Raw genomic sequence first — 15,475 nt, 5'->3', positions numbered from 1 at the left:
CGTGACGCACGGTGACGCCGATCTGGTACTGCTCGCGCAGGCCGGAGACGCGGGGGCGCTGGGCGTGCTGCTGGCCCGTCACGAGGCCGGGATGCGGGCCGTCGCGTTGAGCATGCTCGGCTACGGCCCGGACGCCGAGGATGCGGTGCAGGACGCCATGGTGGTGGCGCTGCGGCGCATCGGTGAGGTCCGCGACCCGGCGGCGGTCGGCCCGTGGCTGCGCACCATCGTCCGCAACAACGCCCGGATGACGCTGCGTGGCCCCCGGCCGTTCCCGGTCGCCGAACCGGAGTGGTTCACCCTGCCCGCCGCCACCCCCACCCCGGAGGAGGCACTGGACCAGGGCGTCCTGCGTGACTGGGTGTGGCACGCCATCGACCGACTGTCCGAGCCCGACCGGCTGGTCACCCTGCTGCGGTACTTCAGCGACGCCTCCTCGTACGACCAGATCGCCGCCGTGTGCGGCGTGCCGGTCGGCACCGTCCGCAGCCGCCTCAGCCACGCCCGTCGCACGCTCGCCGGCGGCCTCCGGGCCTCGGCCACCGCGGCGCACACCGACCTCGGCGCGGTCAACGCCGCCCGCTGGCGGGAGGGCCGCGACATGATCGCCACGGCGATGCGGGGCGACTTCGACCGGGTCGTGCGGGAGAGTTGGTGGCCGGACGCCGAGATGATCGTGCCGGGCCGCCGGCGCGGAGGCCCCGACCTGGCGATCGGCGGCATGACCAGCGACCTGGAAGCCGGGGTACGCCAGCGGCTGCGCAACGTGGTGGCCAGCGGCGACGTGCTGATCTGGGAGACCGACCTGATCAGCCCGCCCCACGATCCGGAGCACTGCCCACCCGCGGCCCTGTGGTTGCAGCAACTGCGCGGCGGACGGGTGGGCCGGTTCACCCTCTTCCACCCCGTTCCGGCGCTGGTCTGAGAAAAGTTTCCGGACCGAGCGAACTTCGCGACCGACCCGCGCATCTGGTCCGTGTCAGTCACCAGTCGCGCGGCGACACACGGCGCGCGGGTCCACGGATCGGGAGATAGCACATGGGTTCCACCAGCCACGACGTCGGCACGCTCAGCCCGGGTGCGCACACCTTCACCGTCGACGGTGTCCGGCAGGTCTACCACGTCGCGGGCACCGGCCCGGTGTGCGTGGCGCACTCCGGCGGCCCCGGCATCGAGTGGGCCTACCTGCGGACGCCCGGCCTCGAGGAACACTTCACGATGGTGTACGTCGAGCCGGTCGGCACGGGTGCCTCGGGGCGGCTCGACAACCCCGACGACTACCGTCTCGCGACGTATGTCCGGTTCCTCGACGCGGTGGTCGAGCACCTCGGCGAGCCCCGGGTGTACCTCCTGGGCCACTCGCACGGCGGTTTCGTCGTCCAGCGGTACGCGCTGGACCACCCGGACCGGGTCGCCGGCCTCGTCCTGTACGACACCTCACCCGTCACCGGCGCCGAGTTCTGGGCCGAGGCGATGGCCAACCTCGCCGCGTACCCGCAGCGGCACCCCGACCGGCCGGAGGCGACGGACGTCCCGCACGCTTTCGAACGCTACGGTGTCGCCGCCGACGACGAGGCCCTGGCGACCGCCCTGCGCGCCGCCATCCCGGTGTACTTCGCGGACTTCTGGGGTCGGCAGGCCGAGTTCGCCCCACTCCAGGCGGCCGTACGGGTCTGGATGACGCCGGCCCGTTCGAACGACCCCACGCCGTTCGACGTGCGGGACAGGCTCGGTGAGATCACCGCGCCGGCCGTGGTGATCGTGGGCGCGCACGACTTCATCTGCGGCCCCCGCTACGCCGAGGAACTGCACGCGGGCCTCAAGGACTCGCACCTGGTGGTGCTGGAGGAGAGCGGGCACTTCGCGCACGTCGAGCAGCCGGCGGAGTTCACCGAGGCCGTGGTGGAGTTGCTGACCCGCTGACCCGCCCGCGCGCCGCGCCCCGAGGTCCGTTCGTCACAGCGGGCAGCCCTCGGGGTGCGGCGACGTTGAGTGGTCATAGGCTTGGCACTTCGCTGCGCCGTGACGAAGGAGAGACCGCCGTGAGCCAGACCGAGCGGATGGATTCCGTCGACGAGTGGAACGTGGCCGAGGACGATGGCGTCCTGGACGCCTCCGACACCCTGGATGACGGGGTCGGCGACCCCCTCGACACCGGCATCGTCGCCGAGGACCACTGGACGGCGGCGAACCGGTTCGGCACCACCCCCGCCGAGGAGCGGGCCGGGGAGTCCCTGGACCAGTACCTCGCCCAGGAGGAACCGGACATCGACCCGTACGCCGAGGGCGGCGACGACGAGGACGAGCTGACCCGCCGGGGGTACGAGGCCGAGGGCCGCGCGGGCCGTCTCGTCGCGTACGACGAGGGTGTCCGCGAGGACGACGAGGCCGACTCGGTGGCGTGGGACGCCGGGATCGACGCGGGCGCCGCCAGCGCGGAGGAAGCGGCGGTCCACCTGGTCGACGACCCGAACGGGCCGGGCGACGGTCCGTTGCGCTGACGCCGTATCCGCCGCCGCGCTCGACTCCCCGTAGGGACGCCGAGCGCGGCGGCGGCGTACTCAGTGGATGACGACCGGCGTCTTGACCTGCTCGCCCTGCTGGTCGTCGAGCTGCGCCGGCTGACGTCGGCGCGGCAGCAGGGCGGCCGGGATGAACGTGAGCACGACCAGCGCGAACGCGACCCAGAACGTGGTGGCGAACGACTTGGCGGCGAAGTCGAGCCCGCGCTCGATGATCGACGGGTCGACCGGCATCTGCTGGAGCAGCTCCGGACGCTGCTGGGAGGCGATGGCCAGCCCGGCCTCGGTGACCGGCTTGCCACTCTCGTCCACCAGGCCGGGGATCGGCCGGGAGCCGTTCAGCTCGTTGGTGAGGATCACCGACATCACGGCGGCGCCGACCGACCCGCCGATCTGCTGGAGGATGTTGACCAGCGTCGAGCCACGGGCCACCTCCTGGGCCTGCAACGTCCGCAGCGCGGAGGTCATGATCGGCATCATCGTGCCGCCCATGCCCAGACCCATCACGAACAGCGACCCGCCGAGCAGCCAGTACGAGGTCTGCGGGTCGACCTGGGTGAACCCGAAGAAACCGACGACGATGAGCCCCAGCGCGAACGGCACGGTACGCCCGATCGGCACCCGGTCGGCCAGCGTGCCGGCGATCGGCATGGTGATCATCGCGCCGATGCCCTGCGGGGCCATCAGCAGGCCGGCGGCCAACGTCGACTCGCCGCGCACCTGCAGGAAGTAGCTCGGGAACAGCAGGCCGGCGCCCATGAACGCGATGATGAACACGAACAGCGTCAGCGAGGCGATGGTCAGACTGCGGTTGCGGAACAGCCGCAGGTCGAGCAGCGGGTGCCGGGGCTTGAACGAGTAGAGCACGAACGCCACCACCAGCGCGCCGCCGACCAGCATCGGCGCCCACACCTTCGCCTCGGCGAACGTGCCCGCCTCCGGCAGCGACGAGACGCCGTAGAGGAACAGGGCGAGACCCGGCGAGAGCATGAGCATACCGACGAAGTCGAACGACTCGGACGGCTCGGGCGCGTCCTTCGGCAGCGCGAACTGCGCGTAGATCAGCGCGACGACACCGATCGGCAGGTTGATCAGGAAGATCCAGTGCCAGCTCGCGGTGTCGATCAGCCAGCCGCCGAGGATCGGGCCGCCGATCGGGCCGAGCAGCATCGGAATGCCGAGGACGGCCATCAGTCGGCCGATCCGGTGCGGCCCGGCCGCGCGGGTCATGATGGTCATGCCCAGCGGCATGAGCATGCCGCCGCCGAGGCCCTGCAACACGCGGTAGCCGATCAGCTCGCCGATGCTGTCGGCGGTGGCGCAGAGACCGGACCCGATCGTGAACAGCGCCAACGCCACCATGTAGAGACGTTTGGTGCCGAACCGGTCGGCCGCCCAGCCGCTGAGCGGGATCACGGTGGCCAGGGCGAGGGTGTAGCCGGTCATCGTCCACGCGACGCGGGCGTAGGACGCGTCGAACTCAGTCTGGAATGTGGGCAGCGCCACGCTGACCACCGTCACGTCGAGGATCGACATGATCGCGCCGAGGACCACGACGCCGGCCACCTTGAGCACTGCGGCGTCGAGTTTGTCCGATGTCGCGACGGATTGCTGTGTCACAAACTCTCCTGAAGTCGTTTGAGCCGGCCGATGGTGGGCGGTGGCGGCGATGCCGCGCCGACCAGGCGCGGGGCGCGGCGTACCAGGACGACGACGCGCCGAGGAAGACTAACCGCCAGTTGTGACGATTCGCCGCCGGATTTCGTGACCGTCCGGTGGCGCATCCGAACGGCCGTCCATTTACAGCCGCTCGTCGGGGTGGCGATCAGCCAGCAGAACCACCGGCCACGCCGTTCCGCGCCACGCGGTGCGGGCCGACCACGTGAACCTGGGGAATGATGCGGATCCTCGACCGGATGCACGACACCCCGGCCCAGGTGGTGAACCACCTCGGCGAAACCCTGGCGCAGACCGCGCCGACCATTGCCCTGCTCGGTGACGAGACCCGGTACAGCGGGTTGGCGCACAGCGCGCACCACCGCTGGTTCACCGACCCAACGGCACGGCAGCTGCACCCGGAGTCGCCTGCTCGTGGCACACCTGCACGCGGCGTACACCCCGCGACGGGCGCGGCTCGCGGGCCGCCGCGCTCGTCGCCGTCATCGGCGGCCAGCTCGTCTGACCGCCGATCAGCTCCGGGCCGGGTAGCGGGCCGGGCTGACGCCCAGATACCGCCGGAAGTGACGGGTCAGGTGCGCCTGGTCGAAGAACCCGGCGGCCGCGGCGACCTCGGCGGGACGCTGCCCCGCGAGGAGCAGGCGACGGGCCAGCTCGACCCGCCGACCGGTCAGGTACGCGTGCGGCGGCAGCCCGTGCAGGTGGCTGAACGCCCGGACCAGGTGCGTCGGGTGGGCGTGCAGCAGCTCGGCGGCCTCGCGCAGGGTGACACCCTCGACGGTCCGGGCGTCCAGCAGCTCCCGGAGTCGGACCGCGAGGCCACGCGCGGGCGGCGGGACACCGGCCGGGGCACGCGCGCCGAGTTGCTGGCGCAGTCGGTCCAGGATGAGCGCGAGCCGGCTCTCCGCCTCGAACTCGTCCCCCGCGTCGCCGAGCGCCTGATGCAGGTGGTGGATCCGGTCTCGTAGGCGCGGATCGGCCAGGTCCGGTTGGTCGACCGCCCGGCCGACCAACGCGGCGTCGAGCGCCGAGGTGTCGAGGTACAGGACCCGCTTGCGGAAACCGTTCGCCGTGGCGGAGCGGCCGTCGTGCGGCACGTACGGCGGCAGCAGCGTGACCGATGTGCGCAGCGCGCCGTGCCGGTGCCGGTCGAGGTCGAAACGGACCGCGCCGTCGTCGACGATCAGTAGCGTCCACACGTCGTGGACGTGCCGCGGGTACGCGTGGTCCACGAAATGGGCGTGGAAGACCTCGGCGACCCCGGCGACGGCGGGTCGCCAGGCGCTGACCTGGGAGCCGGCCGGGCGGGTGGCCACGCTGAGAACGTACAAGACCGGTCGGTGTCGGGGCGGGCAGGCTCGACGCCATGACCGAACCGATCCGCTTTCCCACCAAGATCGCCGTACTGCTCCGTAACGACCTGGCCGGCTGGCAGCGGCTGAACGTCACGGCCTTCCTGGTCAGTGGCATCGCGAACGCCGAGCCGGAGCTGCTGGGTGAGGAGTACCGCGACGCGGACGGCACCGGGTATCTGCCGATGTTCCGCCAGCCGGTGCTGGTGTTCGCCGGCGACCGGGCGACGCTGGCCGGCGCGCACTCGCGTGCGCTCGCCCGTGGGCTGCGGCTCGCGGTCTTCACGTCCGAGCTGTTCGCCACCGGCAACGACCGGGACAACCGCGCCGCCGTGCAGGCGGTCGGCCGGGACAAGCTGGACCTGGTGGGGCTGGCTCTGCACGCGGGGCGCACCGTGGTGGACAAGGTGCTCAAGGGCGCGTCCATGCACCCGTAACGGCATTCGTGGCGGCGAAGACATTGCGGCTGCGGCAGGCGCTCGGCTTCCACTCCCGCTACCAGCTCGGCGAGGCCGCGCCCTCCTGGCCCTGCGGTGGCAGCCTCACCCGGGGCCTCGGCCACCGTGGGTCGGCGCCGTCCTCGACGCCGACCCACGGTGCGGGGTCAGCCGTCGAGCCCCAGCGCCACCACCGGGCTGACCCGGGACGCCCGCCGCGCCGGCAGAACCCCGGCCAGCGCGGTCAACGCGACAAGCGCCACGAACAGCCCGACCAGCGGCGGCACCGGCACGGTCAACGGTGCGTCGATCCCGAGCGTCTGGACCGCCAACCAGGCGTACGGGACGCCGAGGAGCAGACCGATGGTCGCACCGATCACCCCGTACAGGCCGGACTCGGCGGTCAGCATGGTGCGCAGGCCGGCCCGGGACAGGCCGATGGCGCGGAGCAGGCCGGACTCGCGTACCCGCTCCACGACCGAGAGCGCGGTGGTGGAGCCGACCCCGACGACCGCGATCAGCACGGTGAGACCGACCAGGCCGACCGCGATCCAGACCAGGGTGCTCAACAGCGCGTCGTTGCGGTCGCGTTCGTCGGCGAGCACCGCGAGCCCCACCCCCTCGCTGCCGCCGATCGCCTGCCGCAGCGCGCGTACCCCGGCGGTGCGGCCGTCCTCGCCGGCATCGGCCGCGTCGGCCAGCAGACCGGTGTACGCCGCCGGCACGCCGAGCCGGTCGAGGTCGGCCGGGTCGACGAGGATGCCGGCGTGCAGCGGGCCGTCGCCGGGCAGCACCGCGGCCACCCGCACGTCGACCCTGCCCGTGGCGCGGGCGAGGGTGGCGGTGTCGCCGGCCCGCAGTCCGGTGTCCCGGGCCACCCAGCTGTTCAGCACGATCCGGCCGGGCCCACGGTCGGCCAGGCTGCCCTGGGCCACGTCCAGGTCACCGGTGGTCGGCAACGCCGCCACGTCGAGGTCGTTCGTCGGGTAACCGGACTCGACGTCACCGAGCCGGTCGGTGCCACGCAGCACCGTGACGTCGGCGACGCGCCGGTACGGCACCACCCGGTCGAGTGCCTGTGCCACCTCCGCGCCGGTCACCACCGCCGCCGGCAGCGTCCCGTCGCTGGTGGTGACCTCGAAGTCGGTCGGCGCCGAGAGCGCCATCTCACGGTCGGCGAGGACCCGCATCGACGCGCCCCCGATGACCACCCCGGAGATCAGGGTCACGCCCAGCGCGACCACGACGGACACCGCCGCGGCCCGACGAGGCGTCCCGCCGACCCCGCCGACCGCCAGCCGCCCGTGCGGGCCGAGCTGCCTCAACGGCCAGCCCAGGACGGCCAGCACCGGACGTACCAGCAGCGGCCCGAGGGCCACCAGCGCGAAGAACGCCAGCGCGCCGGACCCGACCAGCAGGAGCAGGGGCATCGTCGGGTCGTAGGACTCCTGCTCCGGCGTGGGCAGCTGGCGGATCGTCGCGACGGCGGCGAGCACCGCGCCCGCGGCCAGCAGCAGCCCGCACACCAGACGCGGGACGCCGACGCCGCGCCGGCCGGCGGTGGTGCTCGCCGTACGCAGCGCCTCCAGCGGGGAGACCCGCGCGGCGGAGAGCGCCGGGGCCAGCACGGCCAGGACGGTGATCATGACGGCGCCGGCCACCACCGCGACGGCCGCGGTCAGCGGCAGGCCGGGCGACGAGACCGCCCGGCCGGAGGCCCGCAGCACCGCCGGCAGGGCGTACCCGAGGGCGAGTGCGCCGGCGACACCGACCACGCCGGCGACCAGCCCGGTCAGGGCTCCCTCGGCGGTCAACGCCCCCACCAGGGTGCCCCGCCCCGCGCCGACCGCCCGCAGCAGCGCGAGCTGCCGCATGCGCTGCGCGAAGACGATGCGGAAGGTCGAGGTGACCACCAGCGCCGCGGCGATGACCGCGATCGCGACGAACACGCCGACCAGGACGAAGAGTCTCCCGACCTGCTCGGCGGCCGCGTTGGCCTCGGTCTGGCGCACCTCGGCGCCGGAGCGCACCGGCTGCGTGGCGCCGACCAGCGCGGTCACCGCCTCGCGGACGGACTCCGGCGACGTGCCGGGTGTCACCCGTACGTCGATGCGCTCCACGGTGTTCAGGTGCGCCCACGCCGTCACGACGTTGTCCGGGGCGTACGCGTCGGAGCCGCCGTCGGAGCCGGTCTCGACCACGCCGGTGACGGTGAGTTGGGTGGGCGCGGTCAGCTCGCCGCCCGTCCCGCTGGTCGCGGTGCCGACCGCGAGTCCGAGTCGTTCGGCGGTACGCGGGGTGATCGCGATCTCCCCGGGTCGCGTCGGATAGCTGCCCCGGATCACGCGGACCGTGGCCAGTGGGCCACTGCCCGGGTCGGCCCGCAGGTTGAGGTAACCCTCGCCGAGTGAGACCCCGATCTCCGACCGGCCGACCGCCTCGGCCACCCCGGTCAGGGCGCGGACGCGTTGCAGCTGCGCCGCGGTGGGTGACGGCTGCTCCGGGTCACCGATCACCAGGTCGGTGGCGGCCGGGGTGCCGCTGAGGTTGTCCCGCACGGTCCGTTCGGTGATCTCCTGCACGAGCACCGTGCCGAAGACGACGAACGCCGCGACCAGGATGGCCAGGCCGGTCAGGATCAGCCGGCCGGGGCGGCGGGCGGCGACGCTCACCTGGGTACGCAGCACGGTCGCCCTCACGCGCCGGCCGCCAGATCGCGCAGCGCGTCGGTCACGGAGCCCTGGTCCGGCTTGTCGATCTCGCCGGCCACCCGGCCGTCGGCGAGCAGCACCACCCGGTCGGCGTACGCGGCGGCGATCGGGTCGTGGGTGACCATGACGACGGTCTGGCCGAGGTCGCGGACCGAGTCGCGCAGGATGGTGAGCACCTCCGCCCCGGAGCGGGAGTCCAGGTTGCCGGTCGGCTCGTCGGCGAAGACCACCTCGGGACGCGACACCAGCGCCCGCGCCAGCGCCACCCGCTGCTGCTGGCCACCGGACAGTTCGCTGGGCCGGTGGCCCAGACGGTCACCGAGGCCCAGCACCCGCACCAGGTGCTCCAGCAGGTGACCGTCGGGCTCCCGGCCGGCGAGGTCCAGCGGCAGGGTGATGTTCTGCGCGGCCGTGAGCTGCGGCAGCAGGTTGAACGACTGGAAGACGAACCCGATCCGGTCGCGGCGTACCCGGGTCAGCGTCCGGTCCGACTGACCGGTGAGGTCCGTGCCGCCGAGCAGGACGCGACCGGAGGTGGCCGTGTCCAGGCCGGCGAGACAGTGCATGAGGGTCGACTTGCCGGACCCGGACGAGCCCATGATCGCGGTGAACTCGGCCCGGCCGAAGCCGACCGAGACCCCGTCCAGCGCACGGACCGCGGTGTCACCGCTGCCGTACACCTTCACCAGGTCGACCGCGGCGACCGCCGCGTGGCTGGTTTGCGGCGGGGCGTGGGTTGTCATTGTTCCTCCAGTGGCTGCGATGTGACCCGGGAAGCGTCGCCGCCGTCAACCGGTGGGCACATCGGCCCGGGGCCGGGTATCGCCGCCGCCGGGTCTGCCTTTCGGCCGATCTACCGCTCCCGCCACCTGGCTACGCTGGGTCACCATGAGCGCGGCGGCTTTCTCGACATGGTGGGTACGGCTGGGCCAGCTCGCGGGCCTGGCGGCGCTGGGTCTGCTGGGCCTCTTCGACCTGCGCTTCGGCCTGTTCACCGGCATGAGCCCGACGTTCGCCCTGCTTCTGGTGGTGCGCACGGGGCTCGCGGTGGCGACCGTGCCGGTCTGGCTGCCCGTGCACCGGCAGGGGTCGCGAGCATTGCCCGTCGCGGCGCTCCTGCTCGGCACCGCCTCGCTGGCCGTCACCTTCGGTATCACGGTGCTCAGCTCGGGCAGAGGACTTCTGGTCGGCGGCAGCTGGGGGCTGGCCGAGTCCGCCGGGCTGTTGGCAGTCGTCTTCGTGGTGACCCGGCGGGGCGCGGCCCGACTGGCGCCGTGGGCGGCGGCGGTCACCGCGCTCGCCGCCGCCGCGATGCCGCTGCGCGCCGGCACCGACAACGTACTCGTGATCTTCGGGCTGCTCCAGGCGCTCGCGGCGGTCGGCGCCGCCGCGGTCGGCATCTACCTGCGCGTCGTCGCGGCCGGACGGGAGCGGGCGATCGCGCTGGTCCGGGCCGAGCAGCGCGCCGAGTTCGCCCGCGATCTGCACGACTTCATCGCCCACCACGTGACCGGCATCGTGGTGCAGGCGCAGGGCGCCCGGTTCGTCGCCGAGCAGGATCCGCAGCGGGTGATCGTCGCCCTGGAGCAGATCGAACGCGCCGGCGCGGAGACGATGGCCTCGATGCGACGGATGGTCGGTGTCCTGCGCAACCCGGACGCCCCGCTCGCCCCGCTGGCCGGCGTGGCCGACCTGGCGCCGCTGGTGCAGGGCCACAACGGCACGGCGACCGTACCGGCCCGGCTGCACGTCGACGGCCCGCTGGACGGGCTGCCGGTGGAGGTCTCCACGTCGGCGTACCGGGTGGTGATGGAGGGGCTGACCAACACCCGCCAGCACGCACCGGACGCCCGGTCGGTGCACGTCGCGGTGCGCCGTACCCCGGACTGGCTGCTGGTCCGGGTCGCCGACGACGGCACGTCCGGGCGCACCGCGCCGGCCCGGGGGCACGGCTTCGGTCTGATCGGCCTCACCGAGCGGGTACGCGCCCTCGGCGGCACGATCACCGCCGGGCCGGGCGTCGCCGGCGGCTGGGTGCTCGACGCGGCGCTGCCGCTGCATCCGGCGGTGGCGCGGTGATCCGGGTGCTGCTCGCCGACGACCAGGCGATGGTCCGGACCGGCTTCGGCATGATCATCGGGGCGCAGTCGGACATGACGGTGGTCGGCGAGGCCGCGGACGGGGTCGCCGCCGTCGAGCTGGCCCGGCGTCTGCGACCGGACGTCGTGCTGCTGGACATCCGGATGCCCCGCCTCGACGGCCTCGAGGCGCTGCGGCTGCTCGCCGGGCCGGGCGTCGCCGACCCGGTCCGGGTGGTCGTGGTGACCACCTTCGACCTCGACGAGTACGTGCACACCGCACTGTCCAACGGCGCCTGCGGTTTCCTGCTCAAGGACTCCGGCCCGGCGCTGCTGGTGGAGGCGGTCCGCGCGGCCGTGTCCGGGGACGCGCTGATCAGCCCGTCCATCACGGTGCGGCTGCTGGAGCATCTCAGCTCGCCGACACCCGCGTACGACGACGCCGGGCTCTCACCACGGGAACTCGACGTCGTGAAGCTCGTCGCCCGGGGCCTGACCAACGCCGAGATCGCCGCCCGGCTCTTCATCGCGGTCGGCACGGTCAAGACCCATCTGGCCAGCGTGCAGATGAAGCTCCCGGCCCGGAACCGGGTGGAGATCGCCGCCTGGGCCTGGGAACGCCGCCTCGTCGCCTAGGCCCCTCGCGGCGACCGCGTCCGGGCGGATGGGGCTGGGTGCGGCGCCTTCGGAATTGATGCCGTCAACGAATCGGTGGCGATTCCGCGGGGCATCCTTCGGCACCCCGGTCGCCTAACATTGGCGTTGATGGATGGATGAGACTGCGCGGGCAATCGAGGGCGGGAGATTCGTCATGCGGGATCGCCGATATGGAGGAATGCGGTCGCCGGTCGCCGCGCTGCTCGCGGCCGCCCTGGTCGCGGTGGGCGCGACCCCGGCGTACGCCGCCGACGACACCGAGCGCCCCACCACCCCCGGCCCGATCACGGTCGTCGCCGTCGACACGACCTGGGTCGAGCTGACCTGGGCGGCCTCGACCGACAACGTGGGGGTGGTCCGCTATCCGGTCTCCGCGCGGTTCGAGGACTCCGGCGCCATGTACTCGACCGACACCACCAGCATCCGGATCACCGGGCTGCGGCCGTCCCGCACGTACACGTTCGGCGTCTCGGCGGTGGACGCGGCCGGCAACAGCTCCCTGTCGAACCCGACGCTGCGGCTGACCATGCCACCGGGCGACGACCAGCCGCCGAGCGCGCCGGGCCAACCGATGGCGTACGACGTGGCCGCCACCCTGGTGTGGCTGCGGTGGGCCCCCTCGGTCGAGAACGTCGCGCTCGACCGGTACGAGGTGTTCCGGGTCAACGCCGACGGCACCCTCACCCGGGTCAGCGAGGTGTACCAGTACCCGCCGGGGCGCAACAGCACCCAGATCAGCGGGTTGACCCCCACCACCACGTACACCTTCGTGGTGCAGGCCCGCGACGAGGTCGGCCACCTGTCGCCCCTGTCCGAACCGGTCACCGTGACCACGCTGCCGCCGCCACCGAGCTGCGCGGTCCGGTCCGTCGTGCGGCAGTGGTCGGACGGCTTCGTGGCGCACCTCGCCGTCACGAACACCGGCTCGACGGCGGTCGACGGCTGGACGATGACCTGGCGATTCTGGGCCGCCCAACAGCTGCACGGCCTCTGGGGCGCGGAGGTTGTCGACCGGCTCAACAACAGCTTCCTGCGGGTGCGCAACGCCAGCTACAACGCGGTGATCCCACCCGGCGGCACCGTGTCGCTGGGAATCGTCGCCACGGGCACGCAACTGCCGGAGGAGGTCACGCTCAACGGCGGCCTCTGCGTGGCGGCGGACGAATAACGCTCGCGTCCCAGCTCTGGCGCACACCGCGACATCTTGCGACGCTAACGCTCGTGTATGACTACGACCTGGTGGTGCTGGGCTCCGGACCCAGCGGTCAGAAGGCGGCGATCGCCGCCGCCAAACTGGGCAGGCGGGTCGGCATCGTGGACCGCCGCGACATGATCGGTGGGGTGTGCATCAACACCGGCACCGTCCCGTCCAAGACGCTGCGCGAGGCCGTGCTCTACCTGACCGGCCTGAGCCAGCGCGACCTGTACGGCAGCAGCTACCGGGTCAAGGAGGAGATCACGGTCAGCGACCTGGCCGCCCGGACCCAGCACGTGATCACCCGGCAGACCGACGTCATCCGCAACCAGCTCGCCCGCAACCGGGTCGCGATGATCACCGGTACGGGCCGGTTCGCCGACGCGCACACCATCTGGGTCGACGGCGGCTCCGGCCGCGAGTCCCGGGTGACCTTCGACAAAATCATCATCGCGGCCGGCACCCGCCCGGCCCGCCCGGACAGCGTCGACTTCGACGACCGCACGATCGTCGACTCCGACGGCGTCATCAACCTGCAGGCCGTACCTCGCAGCATGGTGGTGGTCGGCGCCGGCGTGATCGGCATGGAGTACGCGTCGATGTTCGCGGCCCTCGGCACGAAGGTGACGGTCGTGGAACGCCGCGACCGGATGCTCGACTTCTGCGACGACGAGGTCGTCAAGTCACTCAAGTACCACCTGCGCGACCTGTCCGTGGCGTTCCGCTTCGGCGAGGAGGTCGCCGCGGTGGAGAAACACCAGACGGCGGCGTTGTGCATCCTCAAGAGCGGCAAGAAGATCGTCGCGGACACCGTCATGTACTCGGCCGGCCGGCAGGGCCAGACCGACGATCTGGCGCTGGAGGCGGCCGGGTTGGAGGCGGACCGGCGGGGCCGGATCACGGTCGACGCCAACTACCGCACCTCGGTGGACAACATCTACGCCGTCGGTGACGTAATCGGCTTCCCGGCGCTCGCGTCCACCTCGATGGAGCAGGGCCGGCTGGCCGCGCAGCACGCCTGCGGCGAACCGATCCGCGAGATGCACGGCCTGCAACCCATCGGCATCTACACGATCCCGGAGATCAGCTTCGTCGGGCAGACCGAGGCGCAGCTCACCGAATCGTCGATGCCGTTCGAGGTGGGCATCGCCCGCTACCGGGAGCTGGCCCGGGGCCAGATCGTGGGTGACTCGTACGGCATGCTGAAGCTGCTCGTCTCCCCCGACGACGGCCGGCTGCTCGGGGTGCACGTGTTCGGCACCGCCGCCACCGAGATCGTCCACATTGGGCAGGCCGTCATCGGCTGCGGCGGCACGATCGACTACCTGGTCGACGCGGTGTTCAACTATCCGACACTCGCCGAGGCGTACAAGGTGGCCGCCCTGGACGCGTCCAACAAGATCCGCAACATCACCCGCATCGATGGTTAGCCCAGAGGTAGCGCCCCGACAGGGGAAGGGCCGGCCGGTGCGAAGGGTTCGGGCCACCCTCCGCACCGGCCGGGGTCTGCGTCAGCGTGCCGCGCAGGTGGGGCTCAGGCTGCCGGCGGTGCCGTTGGCCTGGAACCCGAACTCGGTGGACTGCCCGGCGCCGACCTGGCCGTTGTAGGCCACGTTCGTCCAGTTCGTCGTGCCGGTGTTACCGCTGCGGTCGGCACTCCAGGCGTTGGTGACCGTCGCCCCGGACGGCAACGCGATCGTCACCGTCCAGCCGTTGAGGGCCGACGAGCCGGCCGTCACCCGTACGTTCGCCACGAAGCCGCCCGTCCACTGGTTCACCGTCACCGTCGCGGTGCAGGCACCCGTACCCGGGGGCGGGGTCGTGGGCGGCGGGTCGGTCGGCGGCGGGGTGGTGGTCGGCGGCGGGGTCGTGGGCGGGGTGGTGCCGTTGTTCAACGCGGCGAGGACCGCGTCGTACGCCGGCTTCTTCGAGCCGTTGCTGTTGAACAGCAGCGGGGTCTGCGAGGCCCGCCACGAGTCGCTGTCCCGGATCCCCCACACCGTGATCCCGTTGCAGCGGGCCACCGCGAGGCAGTCCTCCACCACGCTGCGGTAGGTGTTCGCCGGAGCGCCCTGGATGTCCAACTCGGTGATCTGCACGTCCACCCCGAGCGCCGCGAAGCTCGACAGCGTGGTGCGGTAGTTGCTGACGTACGGCGAGTCGTTGTTGAAGTGTGACTGGAAGCCGACGCAGTCGATCGGCACGCCACGGGCCTTGAAGTCCCGCACCATGTTGTAGACGCCCTGTGTCTTGGCCCAGGTCCAGTTGTCGGTGTTGTAGTCGTTGTAACAGAGCTTCGCGCCCGGGTCGGCGGCGCGGGCGGCGCGGAACGCGGCCTCGATCCAGTCGTTGCCGGTGCGCTGCAGGTTCGAGTCCCGGCGGCCACCGGAGTTGCCGTCGGCGAACGCCTCGTTCACCACGTCCCAGGAATAGATCTGTCCCCGGTAGTGGGTCACTACCTGCGTCACATGGTTGAGCATCGCGGTGCGCAGCGCGGTGCCCTCCATGCCCTGCATCCACCCCGGCTGCTGGCCGTGCCAGGCCAGGGTGTGGCCGCGTACCTGCATGCCGTGGGTACGCGCGTGGTTGACGATCGGGTCCGCCTGGCTGTAGCGGAACTGGCCCTGCTGCGGCTCGGTCGCGTCGATCTTCATCTCGTTCTCGGCCGTCACCATGGTGAACTCGCGGTTCAAAATCGTGGTGTACGCGCTGTCCGAGAGCTTGTTCGCGGCCACCGCCGTACCGAAGTAACGGCCCTTCTCGGCCGCGGACGCGCCCAGCGTGGTGCCGGCGGAGGCGGGCGTCACCAGGACCATCGCCATACTGGCGGCGAGCGCGCCGGCCCC

General features: G+C 72.3%; 14 protein-coding genes. 8 read left to right on the top strand and 6 right to left on the bottom strand.

What is annotated here, in order from left to right:
- Position 1: 1 nt before the first annotated feature.
- The 3 genes from O7620_RS06640 (at position 2) to O7620_RS06630 (ending at position 2,501) form a co-directional block, all read left to right on the top strand.
- Positions 2-925 carry a sigma-70 family RNA polymerase sigma factor gene (locus tag O7620_RS06640; protein ID WP_278122315.1) on the top strand — a complete coding sequence of 308 codons (924 nt, stop codon included), beginning with the start codon at positions 2-4 and terminating at the stop codon, positions 923-925.
- A gap of 113 nt (positions 926-1,038) precedes the next feature.
- Positions 1,039-1,923, top strand: a complete 885-nt coding sequence (locus tag O7620_RS06635; protein ID WP_278122314.1) for an alpha/beta hydrolase — start codon at positions 1,039-1,041, stop codon at positions 1,921-1,923.
- 119 nt (positions 1,924-2,042) lie between these two features.
- The gene (locus O7620_RS06630) at positions 2,043-2,501 is read left to right on the top strand and encodes a DUF5709 domain-containing protein (RefSeq protein ID WP_225854470.1); all 459 of its coding nucleotides are present in this window, start codon (positions 2,043-2,045) and stop codon (positions 2,499-2,501) included.
- Between the two features lie 60 nt (positions 2,502-2,561).
- On the opposite strand, the gene O7620_RS06625 is transcribed toward O7620_RS06630, so the two are convergent.
- The 3 genes from O7620_RS06625 to O7620_RS06615 form a co-directional block, all read right to left on the bottom strand.
- On the bottom strand, positions 2,562-4,142 hold the full coding sequence (locus O7620_RS06625) for a DHA2 family efflux MFS transporter permease subunit (RefSeq protein WP_151489856.1): 1,581 nt from the start codon (positions 4,140-4,142) through the stop codon (positions 2,562-2,564).
- Positions 4,139-4,597 carry a hypothetical protein gene (locus O7620_RS06620; protein WP_278122313.1) on the bottom strand — a complete coding sequence of 153 codons (459 nt, stop codon included), beginning with the start codon at positions 4,595-4,597 and terminating at the stop codon, positions 4,139-4,141. The genes O7620_RS06625 and O7620_RS06620 overlap by 4 nt, the downstream gene beginning before the upstream one ends.
- Before the next feature lie 114 nt (positions 4,598-4,711).
- Positions 4,712-5,515, bottom strand: coding sequence for an AraC family transcriptional regulator (locus O7620_RS06615; protein ID WP_278122312.1), 804 nt, complete (start codon positions 5,513-5,515; stop codon positions 4,712-4,714).
- A gap of 50 nt (positions 5,516-5,565) precedes the next feature.
- On the opposite strand from O7620_RS06615, the gene O7620_RS06610 reads away from it, so the two are divergent.
- Positions 5,566-5,988, top strand: coding sequence for a DUF2000 domain-containing protein (locus tag O7620_RS06610; RefSeq protein WP_278122311.1), 423 nt, complete (start codon positions 5,566-5,568; stop codon positions 5,986-5,988).
- A 167-nt stretch (positions 5,989-6,155) separates the two neighbouring features.
- Here O7620_RS06610 and O7620_RS06605 read toward each other — a convergent pair whose 3' ends face one another.
- Both O7620_RS06605 and O7620_RS06600 read right to left on the bottom strand, forming a co-directional pair.
- A complete protein-coding gene (locus O7620_RS06605) occupies positions 6,156-8,687 on the bottom strand; it encodes an ABC transporter permease (RefSeq protein ID WP_278122310.1) in 2,532 nt (843 codons plus the stop codon).
- Positions 8,684-9,442: an ABC transporter ATP-binding protein gene (locus tag O7620_RS06600; protein ID WP_278122309.1), complete on the bottom strand. Its 759-nt coding sequence runs from the start codon at positions 9,440-9,442 to the stop codon at positions 8,684-8,686. The genes O7620_RS06605 and O7620_RS06600 overlap by 4 nt, the downstream gene beginning before the upstream one ends.
- A 145-nt stretch (positions 9,443-9,587) precedes the next feature.
- Between O7620_RS06600 and O7620_RS06595 the strand changes: the two genes are divergently transcribed.
- The 4 genes from O7620_RS06595 to sthA all read left to right on the top strand — a co-directional run bounded on the left by O7620_RS06595 (position 9,588) and on the right by sthA (position 14,059).
- Positions 9,588-10,778 carry a histidine kinase gene (locus O7620_RS06595; protein ID WP_278122308.1) on the top strand — a complete coding sequence of 397 codons (1,191 nt, stop codon included), beginning with the start codon at positions 9,588-9,590 and terminating at the stop codon, positions 10,776-10,778.
- Complete coding sequence (locus O7620_RS06590; RefSeq protein ID WP_151489850.1) at positions 10,775-11,413, top strand: response regulator transcription factor; 639 nt, start codon at positions 10,775-10,777, stop codon at positions 11,411-11,413. Before O7620_RS06595 ends, O7620_RS06590 begins: the two co-directional genes overlap by 4 nt.
- A 175-nt stretch (positions 11,414-11,588) precedes the next feature.
- Complete coding sequence (locus tag O7620_RS06585) at positions 11,589-12,602, top strand: cellulose binding domain-containing protein (protein WP_278122307.1); 1,014 nt, start codon at positions 11,589-11,591, stop codon at positions 12,600-12,602.
- Between the two features lie 53 nt (positions 12,603-12,655).
- Positions 12,656-14,059, top strand: a complete 1,404-nt coding sequence (gene sthA, locus O7620_RS06580; RefSeq protein ID WP_278122306.1) for a Si-specific NAD(P)(+) transhydrogenase — start codon at positions 12,656-12,658, stop codon at positions 14,057-14,059.
- An 81-nt stretch (positions 14,060-14,140) separates the two neighbouring features.
- Here sthA and O7620_RS06575 read toward each other — a convergent pair whose 3' ends face one another.
- Positions 14,141-15,451 carry an endo-1,4-beta-xylanase gene (locus O7620_RS06575; RefSeq protein WP_278126884.1) on the bottom strand — a complete coding sequence of 437 codons (1,311 nt, stop codon included), beginning with the start codon at positions 15,449-15,451 and terminating at the stop codon, positions 14,141-14,143.
- Between the last annotated feature and the right edge of the window lie 24 nt (positions 15,452-15,475).

Source organism: Micromonospora sp. WMMD710 (assembly GCF_029626045.1).
In the GTDB taxonomy this organism is placed as follows: Bacteria; Actinomycetota; Actinomycetes; order Mycobacteriales; family Micromonosporaceae; genus Micromonospora.
The sequence above is the reverse complement of the archived record's forward strand: the minus strand, read 5'-3'. Positions and strand labels throughout refer to the sequence as shown.